Annotated in this window: 9 protein-coding genes; 7 read left to right on the top strand and 2 right to left on the bottom strand. The window is 37.7% G+C overall.

Translation table 11 applies throughout. The annotated features are described in order from the left end of the window. Positions 1-146 precede the first annotated feature (146 nt). The 4 genes from AC3ITD_RS00330 to AC3ITD_RS00315 all read left to right on the top strand — a co-directional run bounded on the left by AC3ITD_RS00330 (position 147) and on the right by AC3ITD_RS00315 (position 6,729). Positions 147-1,325 carry an ATP-binding protein gene (locus AC3ITD_RS00330; RefSeq protein ID WP_489363087.1) on the top strand — a complete coding sequence of 393 codons (1,179 nt, stop codon included), beginning with the start codon at positions 147-149 and terminating at the stop codon, positions 1,323-1,325. 4 nt (positions 1,326-1,329) lie between these two features. After that, complete coding sequence (locus AC3ITD_RS00325; RefSeq protein WP_489363086.1) at positions 1,330-4,056, top strand: tetratricopeptide repeat protein; 2,727 nt, start codon at positions 1,330-1,332, stop codon at positions 4,054-4,056. Positions 4,057-4,468: 412 nt separating this feature from the next. After that, on the top strand, positions 4,469-5,647 hold the full coding sequence (locus tag AC3ITD_RS00320) for a hypothetical protein (RefSeq protein WP_489363085.1): 1,179 nt from the start codon (positions 4,469-4,471) through the stop codon (positions 5,645-5,647). Beyond that, positions 5,644-6,729 (top strand): DUF4917 family protein, encoded by a 1,086-nt coding sequence (locus AC3ITD_RS00315; RefSeq protein ID WP_489363084.1) that lies wholly within the window; start codon positions 5,644-5,646, stop codon positions 6,727-6,729. The genes AC3ITD_RS00320 and AC3ITD_RS00315 overlap by 4 nt, the downstream gene beginning before the upstream one ends. 296 nt (positions 6,730-7,025) lie before the next feature. Here the strand turns inward: AC3ITD_RS00315 and AC3ITD_RS00310 are convergent, their stop codons facing one another. After that, on the bottom strand, positions 7,026-7,253 hold the full coding sequence (locus AC3ITD_RS00310; RefSeq protein ID WP_489363083.1) for a hypothetical protein: 228 nt from the start codon (positions 7,251-7,253) through the stop codon (positions 7,026-7,028). A gap of 415 nt (positions 7,254-7,668) precedes the next feature. Between AC3ITD_RS00310 and AC3ITD_RS00305 the strand changes: the two genes are divergently transcribed. The 3 genes from AC3ITD_RS00305 (at position 7,669) to AC3ITD_RS00295 (ending at position 11,438) form a co-directional block, all read left to right on the top strand. Beyond that, positions 7,669-8,763, top strand: coding sequence for a Fic family protein (locus tag AC3ITD_RS00305; protein ID WP_489363082.1), 1,095 nt, complete (start codon positions 7,669-7,671; stop codon positions 8,761-8,763). A gap of 1,178 nt (positions 8,764-9,941) precedes the next feature. Then, positions 9,942-10,166, top strand: a complete 225-nt coding sequence (locus tag AC3ITD_RS00300; RefSeq protein ID WP_489363081.1) for a hypothetical protein — start codon at positions 9,942-9,944, stop codon at positions 10,164-10,166. A gap of 48 nt (positions 10,167-10,214) precedes the next feature. Continuing rightward, the gene (locus tag AC3ITD_RS00295; protein ID WP_489363080.1) at positions 10,215-11,438 is read left to right on the top strand and encodes an IS256 family transposase; all 1,224 of its coding nucleotides are present in this window, start codon (positions 10,215-10,217) and stop codon (positions 11,436-11,438) included. 143 nt (positions 11,439-11,581) lie between these two features. Here the strand turns inward: AC3ITD_RS00295 and AC3ITD_RS00290 are convergent, their stop codons facing one another. Next, the gene (locus AC3ITD_RS00290; RefSeq protein ID WP_489363079.1) at positions 11,582-13,123 is read right to left on the bottom strand and encodes a Fic family protein; all 1,542 of its coding nucleotides are present in this window, start codon (positions 13,121-13,123) and stop codon (positions 11,582-11,584) included. Positions 13,124-13,689: the final 566 nt, after the last annotated feature.

Here is a 13,689-nt window from a genome sequence, read left to right as displayed (position 1 = left end):
CACAATGGTTTGGATAGAAGATTAGATACATCAAACAGTTATTATAGGTGTAACAAATCACAACCGAAAGTCGACAATAAAAAAATTGTCAAATATTTTGGCAATAAAAAAATTGTTATTATATTTGACAACGAAAAAATTGTTAAATGAAAAATATTGTTGGCCAAATAGCCTCTAAAGAAGATTTTTACATGCGAGAAAAAGAGATTAGACGGATTAATCTAAATCTAGCTGCAGGAGCAAATTTACAAATAGCTGCCCCACGAAGAGTTGGCAAGTCGTCGATATTGTATTATTTTTTGGACAATCCAGAAAAGGGATTTCTCCATCTATATATTCAAGTAGAAAGTGCAAGAACAAAGAATGATTTTTATAGAAAACTATATAAAGAAATCATCAAAAGCGATGCTGTTGGTGGAGGAAAGAAGTTTTTCGAGCAGTTAAAGTCCGCTGGAAATACATTTTTGAATAGACTTAAAGGCGTCAAAATTGCAGGTTCCGGAATTGACTTTAATGAAGCGGAGGAAATAGATTATGAAGATGAGCTTTTAAACCTATTATTGGGACTTGATATGGGCGAAGACAGGCTTGTTTTGATGATTGACGAATTCCCAGAAGTGATCCTAAATATCGTTGAAGAAAATAAAGGGGACATTACTGAAGCTAAAAAATTTCTTCAATCTAACAGAGAGCTTCGCAACAATGCAAATCTAAGTCGAAAGGTGCAGTTTATATATACTGGCTCTAACAGTCTCAACCTAACTGTAGGGAATTTAGATTCATCTTCTCTGATAAATGACCTGCCAGCAATCCCAGTCAATCCACTAAACGAAACAGAATCTAAAGGACTAGTCACCTCTGTTCTAAAAACTTACGGACATTCTATTGGTTCAGATGCACTGAATCACCTTATCGCAAGCGTGGAATGGACAATACCTTTTTATTTTCAACTGATCATTCACGAGATTATTACTGAGATTTCGGTAGGAGATGAAATCACAAATGGTGTAATAGATCGTGCTTTCACTACTGCACTTGAGCAGCGTAATGACCATCATTTTGAGCATTATGTAAAGCGTCTGAAACGGGTATTCACCGATAAGGAAAGAGAATTTATACACATCTTTCTCTGTACACTAGCGAATAAGTCAACGATGGAAAAAAACGAAGTAATTAATCTTGCTACCGGAATTTTGGATGAAAATCAAACAAGAAGATTATTAGATGCCCTAAGATACGATGGCTACATCATCAATCAAACCGATACCCTATATAAATTCAACTCACCAATATTGAAAAATTGGTGGAAAAACCACGAATGTTAGTATTATGGAGATCTTACTCAGAAATAACACAGGAAACCAAGGAAAAAGCACCTTAGTAAAAGGATTTGTAGTCCGATTAAAAGTGTTTAATAATATTTTAAATGAGCTGAAATTATCTCAGAGCGATAAGCCAGAACAGAATTATCTGATTATTGGACAAAGAGGGGCTGGAAAAACCACTTTACTCTATCGCCTGAAGTATGCGATTGAAGATGATAACGAACTGAAAGGCAATATTTTGCCAATAATGCTCAGTGAGGAACAATACCACGTAACCGATTTAATAAATCTGTGGGAAACACTAGCAGAGCAATTGAACGAAATAAATGGGTTTGAAGGTCTGTCCAAATCAATTCAGTCAGCGTTTGTTGGAAATAAATATGACGAGGAAAAGGCGTACGATCTATTGGAAAAATCCTTAAAAGAAAACGGCAAAAAGGTCGTGCTCTTTATTGAAAATGTAGATGTTCTTTTGAAAAAATTTGGCAAAGAAGGTCAGCAAAGATTAAGAGAAGTTTTGACAACTTCAAAAAACTTGCGAATCATCGGCTCCTCTACCACTTATTTTGAAGGCATAATAAATTATACAGACCCTTTTTACGACTTCTTCAAGATTATACAATTAAATGGCCTTAGCAAGAACGAGACTTTCAAGTTGTTACTCAAGATAGCTGAACAATCAAATGAAACAGAAAAGATAGAGTTGCTATTAAGGCGAAGTGCTACAAGGATCGAATCCCTACGTAGACTGACAGGAGGAAATCCAAGAATGATGTCTTACTTATATCAAATCTTTTTAGATAACGCTAATGGGAAAGCAATCAAAGATTTGTATAGACTGTTAGATGACCTTACATTCTTATATAAATCAGAGCTGGATCAACTTTCGGCACAGCAACAAAAAGTAATAGACATCATCGCAAGAAATTGGGATGCAATATCCGTAAAGGAAATTGCAGGGATTTCGAGAATGGAGAGCAAACACATCTCCTCCATTCTAAATATGCTGGACAGAAACCAAGTAATTGAAAGGATTAGCACTAAGACTAAAAACAACCTTTACCGCCTTAAAGACCGATTTTTGAACATATGGTATTTGATGCGATTTGGCAAGAAAAAAGATAGAGAGAATATCCTTTGGCTCGTGCGATTTTACGATGCATGGTGTAACAAAAGCGAACTTTCGGAACGCGTGCTGCACTATATCAATGATTTGCTCGATGGCGAATATGATAATATTGCAGCGATCGATATGGTCAACACTTTTCTTTCATGTAAAAATGTGTCGGCAATGGATAAATATAAACTATTCAAAACGACAAAATCTGCATTGCCAAAAGCCCTTATAAGTGACCTCAAATTATCACAAAATGATTGGTTTGAAACAATAAAGGAACTGGTAAAGAAGAAAAAATATAGACCCGCAATCATCGCATTGGAGGAAATGGGAGATAAAGGGCTTTTGTATCATACTTACTCATATTGGATATATTACAATCAGGGAGAATATCAGAAAGCTGTTGAAAATTTAGAATGGATATTGGAAGAGAAAAAAGATAGTTTAACTGCATTTACGCTCGCCGACATCTATGAAAGGAGATTGTCAGATAATACTAAAGCTATTCATTATTATGAGATTGCCCTGGAAAAGCAATATTTCGAAGCAGCATTCCGACTGGGGCAGATATATTATTTCGTAAAACATCAAGAAGCTAAGGCCATAGAATATTATGAGTTGGCAATAAAACATGATATAGATGATTCAATAATGGGACTTGCAACCATTCACTTCTCAAACAATAATTTCCCTGAGGCTAAAAGGCTTAGCTTGATTGCTGTTGAAAAAGGGGTAACAAGTGCATACATAAATCTATCAGTTCTTCAACAAGAAGAAGGCGATATTGAGGGAGCGATTGCAAGCCTTAAAAATGCGATTGAATTAGGAGAAGATTATGCGCTCATTGCACTGGGAGAACTTTATCTTACTGCCACTAAAGGTAATGAGCTTTTGGCCAAAGAATTATACGAAAAGGCGGTGGTGAAAAAACAACAACATGCGCATTATGCCTTGGGAAGATATCTGCTAAAAACTGAGAAAAATGTTAAGGAAGCTTTAAAAGTACTTAATGAAGGTGTTAAGCAGGGAGATGAGGATGCGGCACATTTGCTTGCACATTATTACCAGGACATTAAAGTTTTTGATAAGGCCGAAAATATGTTTATCAAATCCTTTGAAATGGGCAAGCGCACATCGTTGCTTTGTTTGGCTAATGTCGCTTTCCATGATGGGCTGGAGGACAGAAAAAGGTCTATTTTGACATTATTTGAAGATAAAATGGCCCCATTTACTGAACCGTTAAAGTTGCTTGAATACTGTAAATTGCTAATATGGAATGATAAATTTCAAGATTCTGTGGTAGCACTCAATGAAAGCCAAAAAAGGATTTCTGATAGCTTAGAAGGCGATAATGAGGACTATAAAGAAGATCTCTTAGCTGCACTTGCTACATATTTTATCAGATTAATTGCGAAACAACAATATAATTTGGTTAAGCAACTTTTCCATTCCGAAGCAGTCGATTACAAACAGATCCTAAAACCAGTTTATTATGCATTCATGCGTTATTTGAAGGAAGAATTTCCAAATGAGCACTTAAAAGCAGGCTCGGAAATGGATGAAACAATCGAAGAAATCATTAAAGAAATTGAGCAATTAAAAATTCAATCTTAAAACCCAAACATTAGCAAATATAAAGATGGATACTAGTTAGAAAAAAAAGGGAGAGAAGTAAAAAGGGCCGGGCTGTTGACGCATCCCGAGCCCCAAAATATTTACTCATCTGTGCCGAAAGAAAACTCAAGGAAAGATGATATCGTGTTAGTGAGCACGTACAAAAATATAAAAAGTTATCAAACGCAAAAATCATTTTATATTTTTTTCATTCCCTTCCTTTCGACCACATAGGCGGATCTGAACTATGCCTCAACAGTCAGATGATTTACTGTAATCGCTCGCATCAAGTTAACTTGAACGCAGGACGTTTTAACCTTAAAAACAATTAAAAATGACGAAGAGATTTAGTCAGAACTCGCTTTTTTTGAACGAGTCAAATAGTAAACATCGATTGAGGGTCAAAAGTTTGATGACCTTGGTCGAAGAGCACCCGTATAGGGAAAATATTGAAAGGACTTTCGGAACGGAAGAAATAGGGGATGAATTCATTCTTATTGACCACATCGATACAGTCTATAACCGCCTTACAAAAATTCTTAGGGAAAACAGCCGTTTTAACATCCAGGCAACCAGAAAGGATATTTCCCTAGTGGAGCAGATAATCGAGGTCGAGGGTATTGCTGGTACGCCCGTAAAATTTGTTTTCGACGAGTGCGTAAATGAAGACGGAGAAATCATCAATGACCTGGAGGCTTTTGCCATTTATGATGCAAAAAATATGTTCCTGAACCAATATGAGATGGCGAAGTATGCCAATCATTTGTACAAGGGAAAACAGTTTGAACTTGTAAGATACAATATTGAATATTTTAAGAACCAGGCTGCCGAAGCAAAGATCCCAGGCAAACCCAGAAGTTATCGTTTGATAGAGAACGATGGGGAACTTTTTTTGAGGGGAATCACATCTGTTAACCAGTATAACGAATATGGAGTTGATTTTGCGTTTGTTGTCTCTATGCTAACATTCCATCAGATGATGAAGGATTTTCCAGGTGATAATTATGCTATTTCGAGCGCTGCTTTGAGCGCATCTAAGCTTGAGGTAATTGTAGAAAGTAAAATACTGAAAGAAGCGGAAGGCTTTGGAAAAGTAAGTTCATCTACAGTAGTAACGACAAATGACCTTGGAAATGCCTCATTCAAGTTCCTTAACATAGTTAAGGTAGGAATTCAAGAATCGAGGGGATTCTACATTTTTCCTGATTCAAAATCGGATTACAAAAACGAATTGGTCATACCTCACAATACAAAAGCTGACAGGGTGCTTGCAATGGTAAAGGACTCTAAAGATGTTATACATAGTACAGATGACTTCATTGATGAACTTAAGAAGGTAAAGGGAATCAAAACTCCTGACGAACTAAGGGTGCAGATTCTACTCAGGCTAGAGAACAGTAAAACCGAACTCAAGAGCATGAAAAATGTGAAAGACCTTTTCAGTAAGAGCATCAACAATACTCTAGAGAACTTTGCCAAATTGTTGGAAATGTGCAGAAAGGCAGAAGAATTGGATATAGATTATGATTTAAAGGATAAACTACGCTACATCATTTCTGAAATTATCCTAAACAAAAAATCGAAGTCATGATAAAGATTAAACTTTTGACATTTCAGCAGGCTTTAACAGAATCCGGGAGATTTGCTTCCCGGCACCTGCTGCTGGGAAATGGATTTAGTATAGCCTGTATACCAAGCATATTTACCTACACTTCACTTTACGACCGTGCAGATTTCTCAGAAATCCCTGAAGTAAAACTTCTTTTTGAAAAACTAGGAACCATGGATTTTGAGCTAGTGATTAGGTCACTAGAAAATGCTAGCGTTGCTTTGCCTATATACCTTAATGGGCATATAGACATTGCGCAAAAGATGCGTGAGGATGCTATTAAGCTAAAGGAACTGCTAATCACGACAGTGGCTCAGAACCATCCTGCATTTCCATCAGAAATTGAGGAGAGCAAGTATATGCATTGCATCAATTTTCTTCGGCACTTCATGGACCACAAAGGCAAGGTATATTCTTTCAACTACGATCTATTACTTTATTGGACAGTAATGTATGGAATGGAGAATAAACTGATAGAGCAGAAACCATTGGATGGTTTTGGCAGGGATACGGATTTTCAGAATGGCGAGTTCAATGTGTCCGACTACCTTACTTGGCAAGGCGAATCAACTGCCCATCAACAGAACATCCACTATCTTCATGGTGCGTTGCACCTCTACGACAATGGTGCCTTTCTTGAAAAATTTACGTGGAATGATAAGAATATACCATTAATTGACCAAGCTAGAAAGGCGTTGTCTGAAGGACGGTTCCCATTGTTTGTTTCGGAAGGAGAATGTGAAAAGAAGTTGGAGAAGATTACACATTGCGGATACCTTTATCACTCTTATAAAAGCTTCAGCAAGACCATGGAGGTGGTAACACGTGGAGGTGGCAATTGCCTATTTACCTTTGGGGTTTCTTTTACGGACAACGATGATCATATACTTAAAAAAATTGCCTCTGGCAAGGCCAAGAGCCTTTATGTAAGTATCTACGGCAATCCAGACACATTAGATAATCAGCGTATTATCGCAGCGGCAGAGGCCCTAAAAGGGAGGCGAAGCACTGGTGATCTTGAAATTTTTTATTATGATGCCGAATCTGCTAAGGTTTGGGGTTAGGCACTAAAAAACTTAACTGATAATGAAATGACAGTGTGATAGTAACTCAGAATTAAAGCTTTTTCTTCATTCTATACTGCCCTTCAACTTTATTAGCTAGTGCTTTCTCAAAATTTACCACTGCTTCACAGTCGTCATAAAAGTTAGACCTATTGAAGCTTAACTCTACTTAAGGAAATACCAAAAGCATGGTATTTCCTTTTTTATGCCAATAAAAACCTGATAACCAAATTGTTACAGCTTGGCCAACGGGTGTTCGACAATTAGTAAAAAACCTCCTTAGACTCTTACGTGAATCAGTCTAAAAATGCTATTTGTTCACTCTTCTTGATGGATTTTAGCAAGTTCGATTTTTCCTTTGGGTTCCGGTCATTTTCCACTTTATCATTCTTGGTATAGTTCTTTGCCATTAGGTAAAGAAAATCCAAGATGATGTCAGCTTCGTGATCTTCAACCTCAATCCCACTCTTGGCCAAAATAGAGATAGCTTTTCTGTTTGAAATTTTCCTTTCTATAAAATTCATATACTTAAACAACGTTCTTGGTTTCTAATATTTTTGAGAGTGCCGGGTTTGACTTGAACGAAACATCTCCCGTCAGTAAATTTATATGTTCAGGCGGGAAGAGCTGCACAAGATGTTTTTTATCCGCTATATCCAAATTTGCGTTTCCACTGAAAACATCTATTTCGGATCCATGATTTAACTGGCGCTGCTCATCGACTATACCAATGCATGACCTGAGAAGTCTATGGAAATGGTAAATATTGTCTTAGTCCATTTCTCAAACACCATAAATTAACTTTATGCTGTGCGGTAAATAGAACCTTTATTCACCGCAAAAATAAGGCGATTAGTAACGCTCTTCACCGAAAAAAAATGGATAAAATTTTAATATGCGGTAATTAAACCCTATATTCACCGCACAAATGCGGTAATTATGTTTATTCATCAGCGAGAAAAGTGGCCAGATTTTAACTGGGACCGGGAGAAACTCTTCGCAAAATTAGGCGATGTCAGGCATAGGCAAGGCAAAATCTTAGGTCAGATGCAGGCATTTGGTTTCAAGATCCAGGAAGAAGCGATGCTTCAGGCATTGACTTTAGATGTTGTGAAATCTAGTGAAATTGAAGGTAAACTGCTCAGCGAGGAACAGGTTAGGTCTTCTATCGCCAGGCGTTTAGGTATAGAGGTTGCGGGTACTGTAACTACCGAGCGGGATGTGGAAGGTGTGGTTGAAATGATGCTTGATGCTACCCAAAGATACGACCAACCCCTCAGTCAGGACAGAATTTTCGGATGGCATGCGGCACTCTTTCCAACCGGACGCAGCGGCATGTATAAAATAAAGGTGGCCGACTGGAGAGACGGTCCAATGGAAGTCGTCTCGGGTGCAATGGGACGGGAAACGGTGCATTTTACAGCCCCTGCCGCAGAAAAAGTTCCACCAGAGATGGACGGCTTTTTACACTGGCTGAATGATCAGCAGGAACTGGACCCGGTGATCAAGGCAGCGATAGCGCATCTTTGGTTTGTAACCATTCACCCCTTTGATGACGGAAATGGGCGTATCGCGAGAGCTATTGCCGATATGCAACTGGCTCGTGCAGATAAAAGCAGGCAAAGATTTTATTCCATGTCGGCCCAAATACTCAAAGAAAGGAAGGGCTATTATGAGATCTTAGAATCCACTCAGCGAGGTGAGCTAGATATAACACCCTGGCTGGAATGGTTCCTTGACTGTCTTTATCATTCGATGGAGGAAACAGAGCAAACCATATCCAGGATTTTAGAACGAGCAAGGTTTTGGGAAAACCATAGCGGACAGGAATTCAATCTGCGTCAGCAAAAAATGCTGCAGGTCCTGCTTGACAATTTTTTTGGGAAACTAAATGTTTCCAAATGGGCGACAATCACCAAAACATCTACAGATACTGCACTAAGGGATATACAGGACCTGGTAAAAAAAGGTGTACTCGAACAGGAGGAAAGTGGTGGCCGAAGTACAAGTTACAGATTAAAGAACATTAGTTAAATATCAAATTACAACGCACAAAATTTTTATGTCTGTTCTAATAGAGAAGTAGATCTCGACAATAAAAAGGATCGGAGGAAAGTCATTCCTACTTTAACCCCGCTTATTAACGCTCTCGATGCAAATCTAAAAAAATATTTGCAAGTTATCTCCTCATCAAGGTTCTTCAATTCCTTCGCCCCGACAAAATGCGATAATAAGGAGTGAGATCCTATCTCACGAAAAGTGAAAAGAATGAAGAAAGAGCGGGACTTTATTATGGGATTACAATGTTTAGCATAACTGAACGTTTTTTCCATGACCGTTCAATTAACCACAACATCACCCCTATCACCTATCAAAAGGGCAGAGAACCAAATGAACTTCATTTATAAAGAAAATCCTTAAATTTAAGTGTCAATGATAACGAATGAGATCTATGTAATTTATCTTCCAAAAGCTTGAATAGACAGCGGGTACTCATGGCAGTTCCGCCAGAATCGGTTGTAATTCGGAATGTCACAAATGCTTGGAAAATAAAGTCTAATTTTTTTGTGAATGGCTAATTTTAGCCATTCATTTTTCCTATGAAAAGGTTTTTTAAATCACTATTGCTTCTTCTTTCGATACTGACCTTCAATTCTTGTAAGTACTGATTTCTCAAAATGAATTATTGCTTCACAATGGTCATATAGGGTCGACAAATTGCGCCTCGACCCTACTGATTAAAAAGCTCATCGAAAGATGGGCTTTTATACTTTAGAGGACTTTTTCTACATTCCATCCTAACTCCCTAATGTCTTTTGTTTAATCTAAAATCACTTCCGATCAGAAAATGAGAAATCTTATTTAATTCTCTCATTGGATTTTTAGAAAAATATACTTCTTACATTATCATGTAGTACAACATCATTGAGCACCTTGTCCACAGTTGGAGATTAAGAAGTTATTGAACTCTAATTTACTTTCTGGATTTGCCTAACATAACCTTCTTTGATCAAATCAATTTCGATATTTGTTTTATCCGAGATTCTTGTCTACCCCAAACAAATTACATTATATTTGGTTTGGCAATGTTTAACCGCACTAAGAATATTGAGAGGCTACTTTTCAGTTTTTAAGAGCGACCAAAATTTAAGTTACGAGTGGATGTACTTTTTAACCATAAGGGATTAAAAAATGATCTAAATATTAGCGACATGGAAACAGAAATTAAATTGCAATATGGGAAAAAGCCTGATAAGTTCAAAAAGGACTATTGGGAAATGAGCCCCGAGCTTCAAGAAGAATATAAAAAATGGCAAGAAATGAATATTAGGGAAAACATATTTTCCCGCAATCAGCCATTGGTTTACCGAAGAGCTTCAGATAATAAAATGATAGCTGAATATAATGATGGTAAAATAGAATTGATGAGAATGTAAAATAAACTGTGTCAAAAGTTAAATTACTAACTTTAGATACAGTTTATTATGACGAGAGAAGAACAGCTCGCTTATGAGTTAATGAAACAACAAGCCCTTGAGCAATTGCGTTCGGGTAAATCCTTGTATGGCAAAGATGGTGCATTCGCTCCTTTGCTTAAAAGTTTTCTTGATTCTGCCCTTGAGGCAGAAATGGAAACCCACCTTGACGAGAATGAGCGTTTTTCAGGTAACCGGAAAAATGGTAAGACCTCGAAGGACATCAAAACCTCCGTTGGGACAATCTCAATTCAGACTCCCCGCGATAGAAACTCCACTTTTGAGCCTGAGATCGTCCGTAAAAGGGAGACCATTCTGGCTGAGAGCCTGGAGAGTAAGATCATCGGCATGTATGGTCTTGGGATGAGCCTTCGGGATATTTCGAGGCATATTAAGGATATGTATGATACTGATATCAGTCATACAACACTTTCCGCTATTACCGATAAGATTATACCCGAGGTAAAGGAATGGCAATCTAGGCCTCTTGAAGAGCTCTACACAATCGTTTGGCTTGACGCTATGCATTACAAAGTAAAAGAAGATCACCGAATGGTTTCACATGCTGTCTACAATATACTTGGAATAAACCGTCACGGACATAAAGAACTTTTAGGAATGTACGTTTCTCAGAGCGAGGGTGCCAATTTTTGGCTGAGCGTAATTACCGATTTACAGAACCGGGGAGTTAAGGATATTCTAATCGCCTGCATTGATAACCTGAATGGATTTCCACAAGCAATCAATGCCGTTTACCCGCAAACGGAAATACAAACATGCATTGTTCACCAGATACGGAATAGTTTAAAATATGTTGCATCAAAAGATCAAAAGGCCTTCATGAAAGATTTGAGGCCTGTCTATCAAGCTGAAACCCTTGAGCTGGCAGAGCTGAGGCTAGATGAGCTCGATGAGAAATGGGGCAAGAAATATGAAAAGGTACTGGAGTCCTGGAGAAGAAACTGGTCCAAACTCACCGCCTATTTTCGATATGATGCTGCAATCAGAAAACTCATTTACACCACAAATACTATTGAGGGATTTCACCGACAGGTTCGAAAAGTCACCAAAACAAAGGGTGCATTTACTTCAGATATGGCGTTGCTGAAATTGATCTATCTGGCGCAAAAGAACATTAGCCAGAAATGGACTATGCCTCTGAGCAATTGGGCTACAACTGCTCAGAAACTTGCCATTTGGTTTCCTGATAGAATGATATTAGATTTGAACTAGATTTTTTTGAGAAGCATTATTTTAGATTGACACAGTTTGTTTTACATACCCGAATTGATTGATTAAATGGCTGAAATAATTCGCATTAAATCAAAGAAATACTATTTATTTATCACTTTAACTTAAAGGCATCAAGTCAGTTATTAGCGCCCAATACGACGTTGAGGCATTTGATCCTCCTCCTCGCTTTCCCATGGTATCCGCTGAGATTTAACGATTTGAAGGATGTAATCTTCCCCTTCTTTAAAAGCATTGCTTTCAGTTAAAACATTTTGCATTCGATCCATATCCTCACCGTTGATAGTTACGCTAAACAGCTGAGCACGTTGAAGCATCCTAATATATGTATCGGGCTCTTGTCTGCGTGTCAACTGTCTTAATCCCCCTAGATAGTCTTCCCTATATACTGTAGGAATAATAATTTTAGACTGTCCCACGCTTGCCAACTCTGCGTTCATCATCACTCTGGCTATCCTACCATTTCCATCTAAGAAAGGATGTACTTCACTGATCATAAACATCATATAAGCGGCCCTCGCGAAAGAGCTTTGCAGCCCTCTGTAAAAATCAAACCCCTGTGTGAGTGTTCCCCTTACCAGTTTATGATCAACGAATTCGGTATCACCAGCACGGTTATTTTTATCCTTAAATTCTCCTGGATTTTTGTGCGGACGAGCGCTGAGTATAATCTTGTGTCTATATTGCAGGATTTGGAGCAAATGATCCGGATTTTCCGGAGTGATACTCATTTCTGATTTGTTACTAACGATTTGGTAAGTACCCAGAACATCATGCGAATCTTCGTCTCTGGCCGGAAGCGGCTTCCCTGTCTCGACGATTTGCTTGGCTTCCTCAATTTTGAACTTAGTGCCTTCAATAAAATTGGAAAAATACGCTTCAAAAAAAGCAAAATTACGGAATGCCTTAATAGAAGTATTTACTTCCGGGATGTCAGCAAACTCCCTTTGTTGCAATTCTACAAACAATTTTTCAAAAAGGGACAAACGCAATGGATCGTAAGGATGGCCAAATGCCCTTGCAATTGCGACTGGTGAGGTCAAAAAATCAGAAGGCTTTGTGGTCAGCATAGCACTGACCATCCTATTTAGCTTTTCAAATTCCTTTTCCATATCCAGTTCAACACTGATCTCTCTTGCCCTGTCTCTCAAAGCATTCAGACCTTCTTCACCTTTTATTCTGACTACCTGATCAAGACGTTCCTCAATTTCAGTTAAAGCGAGCGCTTTTGATGTTGCCCCAACCTTCTTACTTGACTGGAGATTTTCAAGCAATGCCCTTGCCTGTTGGGAAACATGAAGCTGTCCGCTAAAAACATTATCCCCTGATAAAATGCCAGGCCCTTTCATAATATTAAGGATCACTCCTGGTAATTCTATCTTTCTGTTATGGGAACTAGTAAGAAAAAGATCCCCGGTTGAGGTAGGTTTATATTCTAAAGCGGAACGGTGACTTAAGATAGTCCCAGGATATAATTGACCTATGATCTTAAAAATATTGCGCCTGATGATTTCAGCTGGATCTTCATCAAAATTTGGAGTATAAATCCTCGGAGCGATCTTTCTAAGCTCACCACTTTTGGTCAGTTTGCCGATCGATCGGCTGATCTCTGGATTACTTGAAGAAAAAATAACTTCCTGAAGATGTAGTGGTATTGTATTATCCATAGATTTAATTACAAAATTTTCTTACTAAACGATTCAAAATGTAGCATTAACACAAATTTTTCATACTATAAAAGCAGTTTCTACAAAAAATCATAAATGGACCTTTACAAATTTTTCGAGTAAAAAACCGATACAACTATGTATATCACAAATTTTTCATAACATAATAACTAAAATTACAAATTTTTCATATTATAACCTAAACTTAGGAAAATGAAGGAGCAAAATTACCTTGACTCACTCAGATTTTATAATAACATATCTAGCTATAACTTCTTCTTTCGATATTCACCCTTACCACGATTATTAACCAAATTCTCAAAATTTACAATCGCATCATAATGCTCATAAAAGTTCGACATATTGCCGCTTGATTCCATAAGGAAACAACATATTTTTGTTGTTTCCTTTTTTTATAACCATAACCAATATATATCAATTAGTTACACCTCCCCCATTACCAGTCCGACATTTTCCAACTAGTTAACCTACACCAAAGTAAATTTGAGTCTAAAAAGGCTTATTAATCATGCGCTGAGTGAATATTTGACTTGTTCGATTTTTCC

The organism is Pedobacter sp. KH_004 (assembly GCF_057840755.1).
The sequence above is the reverse complement of the archived record's forward strand: the minus strand, read 5'-3'. Positions and strand labels throughout refer to the sequence as shown.